Source organism: Bradyrhizobium sp. LA6.1 (genome assembly GCF_040547805.1).
Lineage (GTDB): Bacteria > Pseudomonadota > Alphaproteobacteria > Rhizobiales > Xanthobacteraceae > Bradyrhizobium > Bradyrhizobium barranii.
In genome coordinates this window covers 12,982-29,190 of record NZ_JBEPQK010000006.1, presented here as the reverse complement: position 1 = coordinate 29,190, position 16,209 = coordinate 12,982, and the positions used below count along the sequence as shown (strand labels likewise).

The 16,209-nt window shown below is 63.6% G+C and carries 16 protein-coding genes and 3 pseudogenes; 6 read left to right on the top strand and 13 right to left on the bottom strand.

Features of this window, described 5'->3' with window-relative positions; translation table 11 throughout:
* Window positions 1-25: 25 nt before the first annotated feature.
* The 6 genes and pseudogenes from ABIB99_RS16975 to ABIB99_RS16950 all read right to left on the bottom strand — a co-directional run bounded on the left by ABIB99_RS16975 (window position 26) and on the right by ABIB99_RS16950 (window position 5,039).
* Complete coding sequence (locus ABIB99_RS16975; RefSeq protein WP_063983791.1) at window positions 26-754, bottom strand: amino acid ABC transporter ATP-binding protein; 729 nt, start codon at window positions 752-754, stop codon at window positions 26-28.
* Window positions 741-1,391: pseudogene (locus ABIB99_RS16970) on the bottom strand (amino acid ABC transporter permease). The gene ABIB99_RS16975 and the pseudogene ABIB99_RS16970 overlap by 14 nt, the downstream one beginning before the upstream one ends.
* A 10-nt stretch (window positions 1,392-1,401) precedes the next feature.
* Window positions 1,402-2,061 (bottom strand): amino acid ABC transporter permease, encoded by a 660-nt coding sequence (locus tag ABIB99_RS16965; RefSeq protein WP_354176721.1) that lies wholly within the window; start codon window positions 2,059-2,061, stop codon window positions 1,402-1,404.
* 13 nt (window positions 2,062-2,074) lie between these two features.
* Entirely contained in the window at window positions 2,075-3,370 is a 1,296-nt protein-coding gene (locus ABIB99_RS16960) for an alanine racemase (RefSeq protein WP_354176720.1), read from the bottom strand.
* Window positions 3,371-3,511: 141 nt separating this feature from the next.
* A complete protein-coding gene (locus ABIB99_RS16955; protein WP_038955218.1) occupies window positions 3,512-4,354 on the bottom strand; it encodes a metallophosphoesterase family protein in 843 nt (280 codons plus the stop codon).
* A gap of 70 nt (window positions 4,355-4,424) precedes the next feature.
* The gene (locus ABIB99_RS16950) at window positions 4,425-5,039 is read right to left on the bottom strand and encodes an acriflavin resistance protein (protein WP_354176719.1); all 615 of its coding nucleotides are present in this window, start codon (window positions 5,037-5,039) and stop codon (window positions 4,425-4,427) included.
* Window positions 5,040-5,206: 167 nt separating this feature from the next.
* Between ABIB99_RS16950 and ABIB99_RS16945 the strand changes: the two genes are divergently transcribed.
* Entirely contained in the window at window positions 5,207-5,581 is a 375-nt protein-coding gene (locus ABIB99_RS16945; protein WP_063986431.1) for an MAPEG family protein, read from the top strand.
* Between the two features lie 109 nt (window positions 5,582-5,690).
* Window positions 5,691-6,989 (top strand): RsmB/NOP family class I SAM-dependent RNA methyltransferase, encoded by a 1,299-nt coding sequence (locus tag ABIB99_RS16940; protein ID WP_354176718.1) that lies wholly within the window; start codon window positions 5,691-5,693, stop codon window positions 6,987-6,989.
* 226 nt (window positions 6,990-7,215) lie between these two features.
* Here the strand turns inward: ABIB99_RS16940 and ABIB99_RS16935 are convergent, their stop codons facing one another.
* From ABIB99_RS16935 to ABIB99_RS16925, 3 genes are all read right to left on the bottom strand, one after another.
* Entirely contained in the window at window positions 7,216-7,425 is a 210-nt protein-coding gene (locus ABIB99_RS16935; protein WP_008141931.1) for a cold-shock protein, read from the bottom strand.
* Between the two features lie 265 nt (window positions 7,426-7,690).
* A complete protein-coding gene (locus ABIB99_RS16930; RefSeq protein WP_063983785.1) occupies window positions 7,691-8,023 on the bottom strand; it encodes a DHCW motif cupin fold protein in 333 nt (110 codons plus the stop codon).
* Window positions 8,024-8,251: 228 nt separating this feature from the next.
* A complete protein-coding gene (locus tag ABIB99_RS16925) occupies window positions 8,252-8,620 on the bottom strand; it encodes a nuclear transport factor 2 family protein (RefSeq protein WP_354176716.1) in 369 nt (122 codons plus the stop codon).
* A 148-nt stretch (window positions 8,621-8,768) separates the two neighbouring features.
* Between ABIB99_RS16925 and guaA the strand changes: the two genes are divergently transcribed.
* Together guaA and ABIB99_RS16915 are read left to right on the top strand one after the other, a co-directional pair.
* Window positions 8,769-10,367, top strand: a complete 1,599-nt coding sequence (guaA, locus tag ABIB99_RS16920; RefSeq protein WP_354176715.1) for a glutamine-hydrolyzing GMP synthase — start codon at window positions 8,769-8,771, stop codon at window positions 10,365-10,367.
* A 66-nt stretch (window positions 10,368-10,433) separates the two neighbouring features.
* On the top strand, window positions 10,434-11,336 hold the full coding sequence (locus ABIB99_RS16915) for an HNH endonuclease (protein ID WP_354176713.1): 903 nt from the start codon (window positions 10,434-10,436) through the stop codon (window positions 11,334-11,336).
* A 270-nt stretch (window positions 11,337-11,606) separates the two neighbouring features.
* On the opposite strand, the pseudogene ABIB99_RS16910 reads toward ABIB99_RS16915, so the two are convergent.
* The 4 genes and pseudogenes from ABIB99_RS16910 to ABIB99_RS16895 all read right to left on the bottom strand — a co-directional run.
* A pseudogene (locus tag ABIB99_RS16910) lies at window positions 11,607-11,744 on the bottom strand (alpha/beta hydrolase); the annotation flags it as partial.
* A 90-nt stretch (window positions 11,745-11,834) separates the two neighbouring features.
* Window positions 11,835-12,329 (bottom strand): DUF302 domain-containing protein, encoded by a 495-nt coding sequence (locus tag ABIB99_RS16905; RefSeq protein ID WP_354176712.1) that lies wholly within the window; start codon window positions 12,327-12,329, stop codon window positions 11,835-11,837.
* 46 nt (window positions 12,330-12,375) lie between these two features.
* Entirely contained in the window at window positions 12,376-13,272 is an 897-nt protein-coding gene (locus ABIB99_RS16900) for an alpha/beta fold hydrolase (protein ID WP_063983779.1), read from the bottom strand.
* Window positions 13,273-13,447: 175 nt separating this feature from the next.
* On the bottom strand, window positions 13,448-14,218 hold the full coding sequence (locus tag ABIB99_RS16895; protein ID WP_063983778.1) for an alpha/beta hydrolase: 771 nt from the start codon (window positions 14,216-14,218) through the stop codon (window positions 13,448-13,450).
* 217 nt (window positions 14,219-14,435) lie between these two features.
* Here ABIB99_RS16895 and ABIB99_RS16890 point away from each other — a divergent pair.
* Together ABIB99_RS16890 and ABIB99_RS16885 are read left to right on the top strand one after the other, a co-directional pair.
* Window positions 14,436-15,385 (top strand): annotated as a pseudogene (locus tag ABIB99_RS16890) (cupin domain-containing protein).
* 397 nt (window positions 15,386-15,782) lie between these two features.
* Window positions 15,783-16,079, top strand: coding sequence for a hypothetical protein (locus ABIB99_RS16885; RefSeq protein WP_028150930.1), 297 nt, complete (start codon window positions 15,783-15,785; stop codon window positions 16,077-16,079).
* Window positions 16,080-16,209: the final 130 nt, after the last annotated feature.

The window sequence follows — 16,209 nt, the reverse complement described above, 5'->3', positions numbered from 1 at the left end:
CTCCTGGTGGCGGATGGCTGGTTGATCATTTGGCGGACGCGATGAAGCTTGCGAGCTCGGGGGTTTCAGGATTGGCGAACAGCTTTGCCGGCGGTCCCTGTTCCCAGACGCGGCCCTGATGCATGAAGACGATGCGGTTGGCGACGTTGCGGGCAAACCCCATCTCGTGGGTGACCAGGATCATGGTCATGCCCTGCTTCGCCATCGCCTCCATCACCTTCAGGACTTCGCCGACGAGCTCGGGGTCGAGCGCGGAGGTCACCTCGTCGAACAACATGAGGTGAGGGGCCATGGCGAGGCAGCGCGCGATGGCGACGCGCTGCTGCTGGCCGCCGGAGAGCTGCTCCGGCCAGGCGTCGATCTTGTCGGCGAGACCGACCCTGGTCAGCACGTCGTCGGCAAGCGCCCGCGCGCGGGCCTTGTCGGTGCGGCCGGTGAGGAGCGGAGCCAGCGTGATGTTGCGCTCGACCTTCAGGTGCGGAAACAAGTTGAAAGCCTGGAACACGATGCCGACGCGCTGACGGAATGCCTTCAGGTCAGGCATCCTGGCGTGGACCTTCTCGCCCTCGACGCGGATCTCGCCGGAATCGACGCTCTCCAGTGCATTGATGCAGCGGAGCAGGGTCGACTTGCCCGAGCCGGAGCGGCCGATGATCGTGACGATCTCGCCTTCCTCGACGTCGAGCGAGACGCCCTTGAGCACCTCGACCTTGCCGAATGTCTTGTGCACGTCGCGGATTTCAACGAGAGCCATCGAGGCGGGCCTCCAGAGAGCGGGACCAGAGCGTGAGCGGCAGGCACAGCGCGAAATAGATCGCGGCGACCAGCGCGTAGGTGAGCAGCGGCTGGAACGTCGCCGCGCTCACCACTTGGCCGGCGCGGGCGAGCTCGACGAAGCCGAGGATCGAGGCGAGCGAGGTGCCCTTGATCAGCTGCACCAGGAAGCCGACGGTCGGCGGCAGCGACAGCCGCAGCGCCTGCGGCGCGATGATGTGACGGAATTGCTGCCAGGCGGAGAGGCCGAGACAGCTGCCTGCCTCCCATTGCGCCTGCTTCACGGCTTCCAGCCCGCCGCGCCAGATCTCGCCGAGGAAGGCGGCGGTCTAGAGCGTGTAGGCGACGGTCACGGCAACGAGGGCCGGCACCTGGATGCCCAGGAACATCGGCATGCCGAAATAGAAGAAGAACAGCAGCCCGAGCAGCGGCACGCTTTGGACGATCTGGATGCACGCCGCCATCGTCCAGCGCAGGCCGGCGAAGCGGCTGATGCGGCCCGTGGCGAGCGCTAGCGCCAGCGGCGCACCGAAGGCGAGCGCGAGCACGACGAGCGCAACTGTCCAGCGCAGCGCCGCGAACAGCGAGACGAAATCGATGAGGGTGAAGGATCGCATCGCTTTCCCCTCAGCGCCGCCGCGGCCAGCGGAAGGCCGCCAGACCGATGATGGCGAACAGCGCCTTGAACGACATCGCCATCGCGAAATAGACCACGCAGATCACCGCATAGACTTCGAAGCTGCGATAGGTGCGGCTCTCGATGAAGCCCGCGGCATGAAACAGCTCGTCGGCGGCGACCTGCGAGGCGAGCGAGGTGCCGAGCAGCAGCAGGACGAACTGGCTGGTCACGGCCGGATAGGCGTTGCGCAGCGCCGGCGGCAGCAGGATGTGACGGAACACCTGCCAACCTGACAGCCCAAGGCACTGGCCGGCCTCGATCTGGTTCTTCGGCACGGAATCGAGACCTGCGCGGATGATCTCGACCGAGTAGGCGCCGAAATAGAGCGACAGCGCGACGGCGGCGGCTTCGAAGGCCGGCAGCTTCAGGCCGAAGTTCGGCAGCACGAAGAACACGATGAAGATCTGGATCAGCGACGGCGTGTTGCGGAACAGCTCGATATAGCCGCGCACCAGCCAGCGCAACGGCGTGACGCGGCCGTTCAGCGCGACCGCGCCGGCAACGCCGATCAAATGCCCGGCCAGGGCCGCGATCACCGTCAGCTCGAGCGTGACGATGGCGCCATCGATGAGCTGGTTCTGATAGCGCCACAGCGGCAGGAAATTCATTGCGCGCGCCGCCTCAGCCGAACTGGGTGGGGAGGGCGCGCGTCACCACGCCGTCGGCGTCGAGGCCGAGGATGACGCGCCAGCGGTCGAGGCAGGTGCAGGGATGCGAGATGCCGAAGGCGATGACGTCGCCGACCGCAAGCGAGCCATCGGGCGCAACGGACAGGAACGCATGCTGGTCATTGAGTCGGGTGACCGACAAGGTCTCGGCGAGCCCTTGCTGCGCGACGCTGTCGCGGAAGACGCACAGCGGCACCGGCAATCCCTGGTCGAAGGAGGCATCGCGCATGCCGAAGCCGGCGATCGCAAGGCTTGCCTCCGGCCGCGACAACACCTCGGCCCAAAGTTTGAGTGCAGGCTGGAAACCCTCGGCCGCCGAGTGCCGCGCGCCGTCGATGACGAGACCGCCGCGACGGTCGAGCTCGGCGAAAGCGCGCGCGTAAATGCCGTGATCGGCGAAGAACAGGGCGCCTGAGCGCAAGAGGACGCTGGCGTTGCCGTCGGCCTGCGCGCTCGGTGTGAGCGCGCGGGCGACGACGTCGAAATAGGCCGAGCCGCCGGAGCTGATGATCAGCGGCCGGCCCGGGGCAGCATGACGTACCAGCGCGAAGGCCGCGATGGTGCGCTCCATCAGCGCCGCGATCGCGCGCATCGTCTCGTCGGCATCGGGCGTTGCGACCGCGCCTTCGTAAGTGGCGACGCCGCCGAGCAGGAGGCCGTCGGCCGCGAGCACGGCCGCAATCGTCGCTTCGACCGCGGCGCGATCGCGCGCCCCGGCCCGGCCCGCGCCGAGCTCGACCAGCACGGACAATTCGCGGCGGCCCGCAATCCGGGCCGCTTCCGCCAGTGCTGCGACCGCCGCCGGTGAATCCGCGAAGGCGTGAAATTCGACGTCGGGATAGGCGCCGATCAGCGCGCCGAGCCGCCGGCCGGCCGCCAGCCCGCCGATCTCGTTGGCCAGCAGCAGGCGCCGCTCGCCATGGGCGAGCAGCACAGCGGCTTGCTGGATGTTGGCAACCGTCGTGCCCCAGGCGCCGGCCCCGCGCAGCGACCGTGCGAGCTCCGGCGACATCGGCGTCTTGGCGTGGGGCGCAACGGCAACGCCGGCGCTCTCGCACCAGCGAAGGAAGAGGTCGCGATTGGCCGCGAAGGCAGCTTCATCGAGGGTGAGGGCGGGCAGGGCGAGATCGCCGCGGCAAGGCTGCCAATTCTGGCGGGCGATCTCCTCGATCGGCAGGCCATCGACCAGGGGGATGCCCCGCGTGGTCGTTGAAAGACGTTGGCTCTCCCACCGGGACAAGAACTGCATCGTCGCTCCCTCAGCGGCTCCTCGACCGCTCGGGAACGATATGTCGGAATGACAACGTTGTCATTAGCGTATTCTAGCCAATCTTGGCGCGAATTCAATGCAGTGAGGTAATTGGGTAAGGTGTTGTGCCCGTGAATTGGGTTAGTGCTCGCCGCCCATTTGGGCGAGCAGCTCCTCGATATCGACATCGACCTGGCCCGCGGCCCTGACGTGACGAACTTCAAAACTGTTCGGCCGGAAGCGGTACTCGACGAGCCCGACTTCCTTGATCGCGATCCGGTCCTGGCGCGCGTCGTTGATCCTGAAGCCTGCCGACGGCGCCCAGACATGGCGGGTGTGGCGGTAGGTGAAGTCGCGCCGCTGGTGCACGTGCCCGCTGGCGATGAGGCGCAGGTCCACGGTCGAGAACATCTCGATCAGACGCGCGCGTGCCGGCTGCGGCACGTAGCGGATGGAGGTCTCCGGCGTCTCGGGGTCGTCGGGCAGGTTGAGAAACATCGGCTTGTGCACGAACAGCGCGATCGGCCTGCCGTTGATGCGCGCCATTTCCCGGGACAACCAGTCGAACTGCTCGGCCTCGAAGGCGAGCCCGGAATTCATCACCAGCGAGTTCAGGCCGATGAAGTGCCAGCCGGCCGCTTCGAACGACCAATGGTCTTCGCCGATGATGTCGCGGAATTGTTGGCGGTGCTTTTCCTCGACCGGCGGCTTGGGCGCAGGCCCGATCGCGGTCGGATTGTCGCCGATGTCGTGATTGCCGGGGAGGTAGCGGCAGGCGACGGGCAGGGCGGCGTGCCGGCTCTTGGCGAATTCGACATCGTCGCGACTTGTCGGCCCGTCGAAGGAGACGTCGCCGGTGTTGACGACGAGGTCGGGTCTATCAGCGTCGATATGCTCGCTGACGCGATCGAAGTTGGCGATCAGGCCGGGGAAGCGCCGGCCGAGATGGGTGTCGGAAATCTGCGTCAGGCGAAATTCGGACATGGGGTCAGCATACGCGGTGTCGCACGTCGGAACGATGACGGCGCGCGCATGCATCGCAATGAAACAAAGTTTAAAGCACGCGATAGCGGATCGTGTAGGCGTCCTGCGGGGCGACGCTGCCGGTGGCCGGCGAGGCGATGCGGTCGGCGAGGTGCCAGGGCCCGAACTGCTCGGACCGGTGCGGCTCGGCGGGCAGGCGGAGACGGAATTCAAAGGTGCCCTTGCCGGGCAGGTTCACGACCAGCACGCGGTCGGCGGTGCGGTGGTTGAGCGCCACGGCGCCGCGCAGCACGGAGCGGCCATCACCGAGTTCGCGCACGCCGTCGACCAGCGCCAGCGTCTGGTTGCGGTCGGTGTGCAGCTCGATCTGGCTGTCGGTCACCGCCGTTAGCGTTTCCCTGGGCATCCGGATCTCGAACTCGACCGCCGGCTTGGACGGGTTGAGGCCGAGATAAGCCAGCGCGGCGTGGCGCATGTCGTAGGCGGCGAAGGCAAACAGGGCGAGGGCGGCCAGAGTGGCGAGACCATGCCTGACGACGTCGCGCCAGCTCCGGTAGCTCAGGCGGAAGTACACTGTCATCGCCAGCGCGACCGCGAGCGCCGCCGCCATGCCTGACAGCGCCGACATCAGGACGCCGAGCCGGCCGTCCGCGGATTCGGTCAAAAGGCTGGAGAGGGTGTTCATGTCAGTCTCTTGGCGCCCGCTCGCCTTGCGGCCCCGGGGGCCGAAATCGCTTTAACTATCGGCCTTTGGTCGCGGGACCGGGAACACCGGTTCAACTCGTTGATTGTCAGCGCCAGCAGTCGCGGCTAATGACGGTCCGCGGTGTTCCGCCTTACGGGAAAGTTCCGATGTCCATCCAAATGGTTTTGCTGCCTGTCTTCGTGCAGGTCGGTCTCACCTTCGCACTCCTGATCGGAATGGTACTGGCGCGCCGGCGCTCGCTGGTCTCCGGCGAGACCAAGAGCCGCGACATTGCGCTGGGCGAGCAGTTCGAATTGCCGGTGCTGTTCTACGCGCTGATCGCCCTGGCGCTGCCCTTGCGCCATGCCGATCTCTTCATCGTGCTGATGTCCTGGGTGTTCGTGGTGACGCGCTTTGCCCATGCCGGCGTGTTCGTCTCCTCCAACGATCCCGGCCGGCGCTCCACGATCTGGCTCGCGGGCGTGCTTGTGCTGCTCGCGATGTGGATCTACTTCGCGCTGAAGATGCTGTTGTTGATCTGATGCACGCATGATCCGGACTCGGAGGGCCGCGTTAGCGCAAAGTGGATACCGGTTTTCCGACAAGATCAGCGCAAAACAAAAATAGCCATTCCTGACCTGAAAGATTCAAATGACTCCCGCTGCCCGGCTGTCCGCAGCCATCGAACTGATCGACACCATCGAGAAGGACCGCGTGCCCGCCGCCAAGGCGCTGAAGGAGTGGGGCACCGCGCACCGCTTCGCCGGCTCCGGCGACCGCGCCGCCATCGCGGGCCTCGTCTGGGACGTGCTGCGCCGCTATGCCTCGAGCGCCTTCCTGATGGATGCCGATACCGCGCGCGCCCGGCTGATCGGCATGCTCCGCCTCGAGCGCAACATGGACGCGGCCACCATGGGCGCGCTGCTCGACGGCAGCCGGTTTGCACCGGCGCCGTTGACCGAGGCCGAGCAGGCCGCGCTGGCCTCGCGTTCCCTCAAGGACGCACCGGCTGCGATCGCCGGCGACTATCCGGACTGGCTCGACCCGTACTTTGCGAAAGTGTTCGGCGAGGAGCGCGCCGCGGAGGCGGCTGCGATGGCGAGCCGGGCGCCGCTCGATTTGCGCGTCAACACGCTAAAATCCAATCGCGACAAGGTGCTGCGCGGGCTTGCTCATCTTCATGCGGAACCGACGCCATGGTCCGCAAACGGCCTGCGCATCGAGCTTTCGGCCGATGCGCGCAATCCCGGCCTCCAGGCGGAGGAGGATTTCATCAAGGGCGCCGTTGAAGTGCAGGATGAGGGATCGCAGCTTGCGGCGAGCTTCACCGCGGCAAAACCCGGCGAGCAGGTGATCGATCTCTGCGCCGGCGCCGGCGGCAAGACGCTGGCGCTCGCGGCCATGATGCAGGGCAAGGGCCGGCTGATCGCCACCGACAGCGACAAACGCCAGCTTGCCCCGATCCACGAGCGCCTGTCGCGCGCCGGCGTCCATAATGCCGATGTTCGCACGCCCAAGGGCGAGGCCGATCCGCTGGCCGACATCAGCGGCACCGCCGACCTCGTCGTGATCGATGCGCCCTGCACGGGAACCGGCACCTGGCGCCGCAATCCGGACGCCAAATGGCGCATGCGCCCCGGCGCGCTGGAGATCCGCCTGCGTGACCAGGCCGAGGTGCTGGAGCGCGCCGTGCCGCTGGTCAAGGCCGGCGGGCGCATCGCCTACATCACCTGTTCGGTGCTGGCGGAAGAGAACGGCGAGCAGGTGAGGGCGTTCACCGCCCGCCATCCCGAGTTCGCCGTCGTGCCGCCCGAGCAGACCGCAAGCGTGCTCTGGGACAAGGCGGAGGATTTCGCAAAGGCCGCGCTGCAGTCGGATGAAGGCTGGCTGATGACGCCGCGGCGAACGGGGACGGACGGGTTCTTCGTCTCGGTGCTGAAGAAGACGTAGCTCTCGTAGTGACCCTCGTAGGGTGGGCAAAGCGAAAGCGTGCCCACCATTCGCAGTGTGAACGGTGGTGGGTACGGCGCGCGAAGAGCGCGCCTTTGCCCACCCTACGGCACCGCGTGTGCCGCGCCGCAGTTCCCCAAAACAAAAACCCCGCGAACCGAAGCTCGCGGGGCTTTCTAACTCGACGTTCTGCCGGTACGTCCGTGGTCAGAACGGTGCGTGGGCGTTAGCCGACGCGGAGATTGTCAGCCGACGACTTGCCGCTGCGGCGGTCGGCGACGATGTCGAACGAGACCTTCTGACCCTCGTTGAGGGAGGAGAGGCCAGCGCGCTCGACGGCGCTGATGTGAACGAACACGTCCTTCTGGCCGTCATCCGGCTGGATGAAACCATAACCCTTTTGGGTGTTGAACCACTTCACGGTGCCCATAGCCATGGGAATTTCCTTTAGTTAGTTAGAGAGGATACGCACGTGGACCGGTACGCGAAATTGCGCCCATGATCCTGTTCAGTCGATGTTTGGGGAAGTCATCTGAAGCGTGCGCGCCCGTCTGCAACGAAGCGAAGCGGCCCAGTCGTTCGGCCAAGTATCGATGATCACAATATAGCGAGAATTTGGGGCTACTTCAAGGCGCCACCCGTGGGCCGGCATGTGGCGCGGCTTTGCTATTTTGCGGTGCAAATGAGCCGCCCGACAGCCCTCAATCCACGATGAAAAGCGTCGCCCCCGTGGCCGTCGAGGACCGGTGCGCGGCGTCGCCGAAGTCCGAGACCTGGTAGCTCATCCCCGCGGTGAGCTTGAATTTCCGCCCGTCGCGCAGCTCGCTGTCGAGCTCGCCCTCGAGCACGTAGAGCACGTGGCCGCGGTCGCACCAATGGTCGGCGAGATAGCCCGGCGAATACTCGACCATCCGCACCCGGAGATCGCCGATGTTGAGCGTCCGCCACTTGGCCTGCCCGGTCTCGCCGGGATGCGTGGTGGCCTCGACCTTGCTCCAGTCTGTGACGGTGAAGGGGGAGGCGGGGAGTTTCATGGGTGGTGATCCTGTCTCAGAGCCGGCGGGCGCAGTGTTAGCGCACGCTCGTCCGGCAGTCTCCGTCATTGCGAGCAATACTCGGTGTCATCGCCGACTTGATCGGGCGATCCAGTATTCCAGAGGCCGTGCCGTGATGCGGAGAAGCCGCGGCGTACTGGATTCCCCGCTTGCGCGGGGAATGACAGCGGTGGATGGGGCGGCACCGTCCAATCCAGCGAGCTGTCACTACACCAAATGGTTCGCCGACCCCTGCACGATCAGCCCCGCATCATTCACCCGCAGATACTCGCAGATCCGCTTGCCCCGCTCGTTCTCGTAAAACACCACGACGCTATCCGGGCTGACGAACAGGTCGATCAGCGCAAAATGCAGCTCCGGCAGCAGGGCGAGCGCCTTGCCCCAATACGCCCGCAACGCGTCCTTGCCGCGCACGGTGCCGCTGGCATCGAACCCCATCGCGGGGATACGGTCGGAGGCCATCACGGTGTCCTCGTCGTAGAGCGTCAGCACGCGCTCGAGATCGCGCGCGTTCCAGGCCTCGACCCAGGTCCGGCCGAGCGCGGCAAGCGTTGATGGCTGATGGTGCTGTGACATGGCGTTCTCCCCGATTGCCCTCTGTTTGGCGCGAGGGTATATTAGGTCAATATTACTTACCTATATCCGTTTGTCCATGCCCAAAGAAGAATGTGGGCGCGCGCATCGCGCGGTTGCGGGCAGGGGCACGGTCGCGTATTTGCTGGCCATGACAGCAGCACAGAACGACCGCTCCGCGTCGACGCCCTCGGTGGCCTCGGCGCACGACAAGATTCTCATCGTCGACTTCGGCAGCCAGGTGACGCAGCTGATCGCGCGTCGCGTGCGCGAGGACGGCGTCTATTGCGAGATCGTCCCGTTCAATAAGGCCGAAGAAGCCTTCAAGGAGATGAAACCCAAAGCGGTGATCCTCTCCGGCGGACCTGAGTCGGTGCATGAAGCCGGCTCGCCCCGCGCCCCGCAGCTGATCTTCGCCTCCGGCGTGCCCGTGCTCGGCATCTGCTACGGCCAGATGACCATGGCGGAGCAACTCGGCGGCACCGTCGAGGGCGGCCATCACCGCGAATTCGGCCGTGCCGATGTCGAGGTGAAGGCGCCGAGCAAGCTGTTCGAGGACGTCTGGTCGCCCGGCGGCAAGAACCAGGTCTGGATGAGCCACGGCGACCGCATCACAAAAATGCCGCCGGGCTTCTCGGTGGCCGGCACCTCGCCGAACGCACCGTTCGCGATCATCCAGGATGAGAAGCGCAAATATTACGGCCTGATGTTCCACCCCGAAGTGGTGCACACGCCCGACGGCGCCAAGCTGATCCGCAATTTCGTCCGCAAGATCGCGGGCCTCTCCGGCGACTGGACCATGCGCGCCTTCCGCGAGGAGGAGATCGCCAAGATCCGCGCCCAGGTCGGCAAGGGCAAGGTGCTCTGCGGCCTCTCCGGCGGCGTCGATTCAGCGGTCGCGGCCGTGCTGATCCACGAAGCGATCGGCGACCAGCTCACCTGCGTGTTCGTCGACCACGGCATGCTGCGCCTCGACGAAGCCAAGACTGTGGTGGACCTGTTCCGCCACCACTACAACATCCCGCTCGTGCACGTGGACGCGTCCAAGCAGTTCCTCGGCGAGCTCGAAGGCGTCACCGATCCCGAAACCAAGCGCAAGACCATCGGACGCCTCTTCATCGAGGTGTTCGAAGCGGAAGCCAAGAAGATCGGCGGCGCCGACTTCCTCGCGCAAGGCACGCTCTACCCCGACGTGATCGAGAGCGTCTCCTTCACCGGCGGCCCCTCGGTGACGATCAAGTCGCACCACAATGTCGGCGGTCTGCCTGAGCGCATGAACATGAAGCTCGTCGAGCCCCTGCGCGAGCTGTTCAAGGACGAGGTGCGCAAGCTCGGCTATGAGCTCGGCCTGCCCGAAATCTTCGTCGGCCGCCACCCGTTCCCGGGCCCCGGCCTCGCCATCCGCTGCCCCGGCGACATCACCAGGGACAAGCTCGACATCCTGCGCAAGGCCGATGCCGTCTACATCGACCAGATCCGCAAGCACGGCCTCTACGACGACATCTGGCAGGCCTTCGCCGTGCTGCTTCCCGTGAAGACGGTGGGCGTCATGGGCGACGGCCGCACCTACGACTACGTCGTGGGCCTCCGCGCCGTCACCTCAACCGACGGCATGACCGCGGACTTCTATCAGTTCGACATGAAGTTTCTCGGCGAGACCGCCACGCGCATCATCAACGAGGTGAAGGGCGTGAACCGGGTGGTGTACGACGTGACGAGCAAGCCGCCCGGGACGATTGAGTGGGAGTAGGGGGCTCCAAGTTCAACAGCACTGAATTCGGTGGTTACTTCCCGGAGAGGCGTCGCAGCATAGATCATGGGGTTTGGGGTATTCATCCATCGATTGGACTCGATCTACGATGACAGCCCGGCTGAACGGTATCAGTTCCCCAGTCAGTATTTGCGTCGCGTTCAAGCCTGCGTCGGTGACTGGATCATCTATTACGAACCGAGCAAGGTTACCGAGACGCGCGGCTACTTTGCGATTGCTCGGGTTCAGCAGGTTATTCCTGACCCCGGTACTTCGGGGATGTATCTCGCTCTGATTGAACCCGGAAGTTATCTCGATTTTGCCAATCCAGTCGCTTTCAACGGGCCTGATGGTCCGGTGGAGCGCGGCGTGTTGAACGAGCGGGGACGAATTTCGGGACGTGCTCAGGCGGCGGTTCGGCCAATCTCACCCGACGATTTCAATCGAATATTCGAGCTCGGTTTCACAGAAGGCGCACCGGTGTTGCCCCGGGTTGATGCCGATGTTCGGTTGTCTCAAATTGACGAAAAAGAGCAGGCGCCGTTCATCTTTGAGCAGCAGCGAGATCGCGTCAGCCTTACGGTATCCAGAGTTTTGCGCGATCGAGTTTTTCGCCGGATTGTACTGCGTGCCTACGACGAGCGCTGTGCCATTACCGGGTTGAAACTAATTAACGGGATGGGGCGCGCAGAAGTTGCAGCTGCGCACATTCGGCCTGTGGAGGCGAGCGGGCCGGACATCGTGAGCAACGGGATCGCACTGTCCGGTACCGCTCATTGGATGTTCGATCGCGGTCTGATCAGCTTGGCCGATGATTTGGAAATATTGATCTCGCGCCAGACAAACGACCTGGAAGGCGTTCGATCGGTCATCAACAAGACCGGTCGTGCGCTTGAGCCGAGGAGGCCATCGGACCGGCCTCATCCGCATTTTTTAAAGTGGCATCGCGAGCATTGTTTCAAGCAATGAGCATTTGGGGGTGGTGCTTCGCCACATCCACCCACCTGCCAGATTGATTTCCTTGGTTGCCCGCGATTTCATTTCCTTCCGAGCACCGGTGCTCAATTGTCGCACCTTCGGTGTGAGCGGCTCACAAACACGCCTGCCAAGAGCCAGATTCCATCGCCCGCCGTTGACGCCGGTGCAGGCGGCCCTTCAGAATCTTGGAAGCGACCTCCCAATTGTCCTCTGCATAAACACAGGCTGCTCCCGACACCGACAGCGCCGGGAGCAGGTTCGTCACTTGGCGAGCCCTGCCTTTTCGATGACTTCAGCGAGCTCCTTCGCATGGACGACGAGCGAGGCATGGCTGCCGGCGACTTCCGTCGTCTGAGCCTTCATCCTAGCCGCGAACAACTTCTGGGCCACGGGCGCGATGTTTGGTCGCGACGGCTGCTTGTGACTCAAAGCTCGTTCCGCGACTGCTATGAGGTACGCACTTCCATCGGCCGAAGACGTCGAGGGCGTTTAGCTTGCACATTCGCGTAGCAAGGTTGTGATTTTCGTATCAAGATTTCGGGCGACGGAGAGTGCGTCCGAATTGCCATAAGGCAGCAGAAAACTCTCCATTTTGTCGTAAGAGACATGCACGCCATCGGAACGCTCATCAATGAGCACCGTGACTGGAGCGTAAGATCCAGCATCGGGCACGTGCTTGACCATTTCTTTCATGATGAGTGGATTGCCGATCACAAGCCGTACGATTTTAGGCGTCTTGGATCCGGCTTCGCGACGCAGAATGTCGCCCAAGTCAAATTCTGCGAAGAGCATAAGGTCCGTTCGGCCGAGGCCGCTTCGTACAACGCGCTCCAAATCCGGGAAGGAATTTGTCGCCCTCGTTTCCTTGAAAAATTCGACCATGTTGGGCTGCCCGACCGCCGACTTGAGCGCCGCCACAATAGTGTCGAATGATTTTAAGCTCGTGAGGCTGAAGCGCTCTACTTCGATTTTAGCGATTGTCATTTTGTCCTCTGTAACAATTCTCATGGATAAAGTGCGCCTGATCCCGTCAGAACGCGCCTTGTGTCATGCGGCCACGGGCGGGTTGGGCATCCAGGAAAGTCCGGACGTGGCTGACGAAGATGTCGTGGTGCTGAAACAGCGCGCCGTGCCCTGAATCGGGATAGAGGACCAGCTGAGCGTTACTCAGTTCCCTAGACATTGCGTAAGCGTTGTTCGCAGGCAGCATGGTGTCGTGGCTGCCGCTGACCACAAGAACGGGCTGGCGGATAGCGCGCAGAATGGCGTGCCCGGGATCAGGTGTGGCGCACCAGGTGATCAGCGCCTTGGCCTGTGGATCGGTTACCGCGTTGCCGTTATCGGTGTCCCGATCATCCTTGCGCACCTTGGTCCTCTTCAGGAAGGCCAAGCCGGACGACCGGCTGGCGGATGAATTCGTGAAGAACAGCGGCAGGCGGGGGTCCGGCGCATCGGTTTGGGAAAACGCTTCCTGCAGAACCGCTAACAGGTGTTCCTCTCCGCCTTTCGGCGCGGTACCGACGAGTATGAGCTTGCGGACCAGCTGTCCGTGTTCGGCGGCGATCTGCTGAGCGACGCAGCCGCCGAGGGAGAAGCCAAGCAGGTCCACTTCGGAGAGGCCGAGCAAGTCGATGAAATCCACGGCGTCTCGTGCCATCGTCGCGACGTTGTCGGGCGTTTGACCGGTCGACCGGCCGACCCCTGCGTTGTCAAAGGCGATCACGGGGCGATCAGCGGCCAGAGCGTTGACGACGGCGGGATCCCATCCGTCGATGTTTCCCGAGAAGTGCTGCAGAAGAACCAGCGGAGTTCCAGTCGTGGGGCCGAGACGGCGATAGGCGAAGCGGATTCCGTGGCCTTCGATGTAATGGGTTGGCGCCGTTTCGAGTGTGAGGGCGTCCTGGTTCGCGATGTCGAGTTGAGTCATATCGTACTCCGGATGCTTGGCATGAAATGATCGAGCGGGTGACGCACGCAGCGCGGCGACCGAAACCTTCCTCTAGGATGTCGCTGGCGCTTCGCGCCATCGCGGTCCGAGGCGTTCCGCATTCCTCCGAGCGAGCGTGCGCGCTCCCGGCGCGACAGCGCCGGGAGCAGGTTCGTCACTTCGCGAGCGCCGCCTTTTCGATGACCTCAGCGACTTCCTTCGCATGGACCACGAGCGAGGCATGGCTGCCGGCGACTTCCGTCGTCTGAGCCTTCATCCTGGCTGCGAACAACTTCTGGACCTCGGGCGCGATGACTTTGTCCTTCGTGGTGATGACGTAGAACGTCGGCTTGTCGCGCCAGGCCGCAATGCTGACAGGCGCCTCGAACGCAGCGAGGCTCAGCGGAAGCTGCGAGTTGGCCAGGTGCTCGGCGATCTCAGGAGGAAGGTCAGCCGCGACGGCTGACGGAAACAACTTAGGATCGATATACAGATTGCCCTTCGCGTCGGGATGGATCGCCTTGACGCCTTCGGTCTGCGGGCCGTCTTTGGCCAGCAACGCCAGGGATTGACCGACCTCCGGTGCGAAGGCGGAGACATAGACCAGCGCCGAGACCTTGGGATCGTTGCCGGCTTGCGTGATCACCACGCCGCCCCATGAATGGCCGACCAGAACGGTCCTGCCGTCCTGTTTCGCGAGCGCCTGTTTGGTGGCATCGACGTCAGCGGCGAGCGAAGTGAGCGGATTTTCCACGAGCGTGACGTTGTAGCCCTTCTTCGACAGAATATCGGCAACGGGCTGCCAGCTCGTCTGGTCCACGAAAGCGCCGTGCACGAGCACGATGTTGTGGGCTGCTCCCTTGGGCAGCTCAGCGGAATGGGCGGGGCCGACCCATGCCGTTCCGGCCAGGAGTACGGTGGCGGCTGAGAGAAGGATATTTAGCATTGATTGTTCCTGTTGATATGTCGGACGGAATAAGGTCCGGGGGAATGGACAGGCGTTTCCTGCCTGGTCGCGGTTTCTTCCATCCGCCGTTGGCGAGATGGTTGCCGCACATGACGTCGGCCCGCCGCGACATGACCTAGTTCGCAGGCTTTTCGGACGGTAGGGATCAATCGTCCGGATGTTGTGTCCGACCGTCCACCGGACTAACTTCGGCGGCATGGACATCCTCGCCCAAGTGCTCGATCGCGTTCGTCTCGGTGGGACGCTGCTGTTCCACTTCGAGCTCGGCCATCCCTGGAATTTGGCGCTGCCGGCGCGCCCCTACGCGCTGTTTCACTATCTCAGTCGGGGCTCCGCGACCCTCGCGCTCGAACTCGGACAAGAAATCCAGATGACCGAGGGCGATTTTGTCGTCATCACACGCGGCGAGCCCCATGTGTTTTATTCGGATCGCCGGGCCAAGCCTTTGCAGATTGTGGACCTCGATCGATCGTCGGCACGTCTTGGCGTCGTTCGTCACGGCGGCCGTGCCAAGCCGCTCTCGACCATGATCTGCGGCAATTTCACCGTGTCGCGGCCCTCGTTCAGCAGCGTGCTGGAAATGCTTCCGCCCGTGCTTCTGTTGAAGCCGACGGCGGACGGTGGCTGGCTCGAAGCGATCCTGCGGCGCATGGTGAGTGAGTCCGCGCACGAGCGTCCCGGCCAGCGCGTCGCGCTCTCACGACTGACGGAAGTGCTGTTTGTCGAGGTGCTCCGAAGCTGGATCGCGTCTCTCAGTCCCGGACAAGGCGGCTGGCTCGGGGCCATATCGGACCGGCGCTCAAGTTGATCCACGAAAACCCGGAGCGGCCCTGGACCCTGAGCGACCTCGGCCATCGCGTGGGGCTCGGCCGCTCGGTATTTTCGGCCCGCTTCACCAAGCTCGTCGGCCAGTCGATGCATCGTTATGTGATCGAACGCCGGATGGCGGAAGCGGCGTTCCTGCTCGAAACCAGCGATGAGCCCATCGCACGGATCGCGAGCCAGGTCGGTTACGAGACAGCGGCGGCGTTTTCAAAACTCTTTCATCGACATCATGGCATGTCGCCCGGCCGCTACCGGACCTCTCAGCGCCTTGATGGACACCAAGGTCAACCGCACGGTTCGGAAGTGAACGTCTCCGATTGAATTTGCGTCAGTTGGTGCCGACAGGGAATGTCAGGCGTGCTGCGAACCTGCAACACGACCACGCCTCTGCGAACCGCGCCGTCCAAATGTCCGGTTCACGAACGCCGGCTGTGACTTGAGCCCGCTGTCGCAAGATGCGGACTGAGCTGCTTCTCCGCCGCGCTTTCATCTCGCTCTCATCGCCGGTGCTCAATTGTCGCACCTTCGGTGTGAAGCATCTCACACGCACGCTTGCGTCAATGCTGCGATAGAGTACCTGTTGTGATTGAGCGAGGTGAATTTAGTCGATTTGACACACCTGCCATCACATCAGCCTCAAATGAGCTGCACACGCCAGAACGGCATGTTGAAATAGCCTCCAATCGGCCGCTCGGCCGATGAGAGCTATGGAGACACTATGGCTGACAAACACGAACAGAGCATGGTTGGTACGTGGACCAAATCCACGTCGGCTGCGTGTGCGGACAAATATCCCGCCACTCTCACATTCTCGACCGGCACCTACCGCGGCATGCGCGGACCAGGGCAGGGCATGGTGTGGTGGGACGCGGGAATCTACCGTCTCGAAGATTCCAACACACTCGTCGTCGGGACGGCGACTGATGAACTTGTGACCTATCGCATTTCACTCAAGGCCGACCGATTTGAGTTTACGGATTCAGAGGGCTGTGTCGTGACCTATCGGCGCGCGTAGGACTGCGCACGCCACAGCTGACCGAAATAACGCGGCTGTACCCGCGAACGAGCCCGATGCTCACGTCGATCGTCTCACCCTTTCAACGAGGAGAAGACGACATGTGCAATTGCTCAGAGCATGAATCGAG

Bases quoted from the DNA above. Each gene is read 5' to 3' on its own strand.
- ABIB99_RS16975 (WP_063983791.1), bottom strand. From the start codon at position 754: ATGGCTCTCGTTGAAATCCGCGACGTGCACAAGACATTCGGCAAGGTC.
- ABIB99_RS16965 (WP_354176721.1), bottom strand. From the start codon at position 2,061: ATGAATTTCCTGCCGCTGTGGCGCTATCAGAACCAGCTCATCGATGGC.
- ABIB99_RS16960 (WP_354176720.1), bottom strand. From the start codon at position 3,370: ATGCAGTTCTTGTCCCGGTGGGAGAGCCAACGTCTTTCAACGACCACG.
- ABIB99_RS16955 (WP_038955218.1), bottom strand. From the start codon at position 4,354: ATGTCCGAATTTCGCCTGACGCAGATTTCCGACACCCATCTCGGCCGG.
- ABIB99_RS16950 (WP_354176719.1), bottom strand. From the start codon at position 5,039: ATGAACACCCTCTCCAGCCTTTTGACCGAATCCGCGGACGGCCGGCTC.
- ABIB99_RS16945 (WP_063986431.1), top strand. From the start codon at position 5,207: ATGTCCATCCAAATGGTTTTGCTGCCTGTCTTCGTGCAGGTCGGTCTC.
- ABIB99_RS16940 (WP_354176718.1), top strand. From the start codon at position 5,691: ATGACTCCCGCTGCCCGGCTGTCCGCAGCCATCGAACTGATCGACACC.
- ABIB99_RS16935 (WP_008141931.1), bottom strand. From the start codon at position 7,425: ATGGCTATGGGCACCGTGAAGTGGTTCAACACCCAAAAGGGTTATGGT.
- ABIB99_RS16930 (WP_063983785.1), bottom strand. From the start codon at position 8,023: ATGAAACTCCCCGCCTCCCCCTTCACCGTCACAGACTGGAGCAAGGTC.
- ABIB99_RS16925 (WP_354176716.1), bottom strand. From the start codon at position 8,620: ATGTCACAGCACCATCAGCCATCAACGCTTGCCGCGCTCGGCCGGACC.
- guaA (WP_354176715.1), top strand. From the start codon at position 8,769: ATGACAGCAGCACAGAACGACCGCTCCGCGTCGACGCCCTCGGTGGCC.
- ABIB99_RS16915 (WP_354176713.1), top strand. From the start codon at position 10,434: ATGGGGTTTGGGGTATTCATCCATCGATTGGACTCGATCTACGATGAC.
- ABIB99_RS16905 (WP_354176712.1), bottom strand. From the start codon at position 12,329: ATGACAATCGCTAAAATCGAAGTAGAGCGCTTCAGCCTCACGAGCTTA.
- ABIB99_RS16900 (WP_063983779.1), bottom strand. From the start codon at position 13,272: ATGACTCAACTCGACATCGCGAACCAGGACGCCCTCACACTCGAAACG.
- ABIB99_RS16895 (WP_063983778.1), bottom strand. From the start codon at position 14,218: ATGCTAAATATCCTTCTCTCAGCCGCCACCGTACTCCTGGCCGGAACG.
- ABIB99_RS16885 (WP_028150930.1), top strand. From the start codon at position 15,783: ATGGCTGACAAACACGAACAGAGCATGGTTGGTACGTGGACCAAATCC.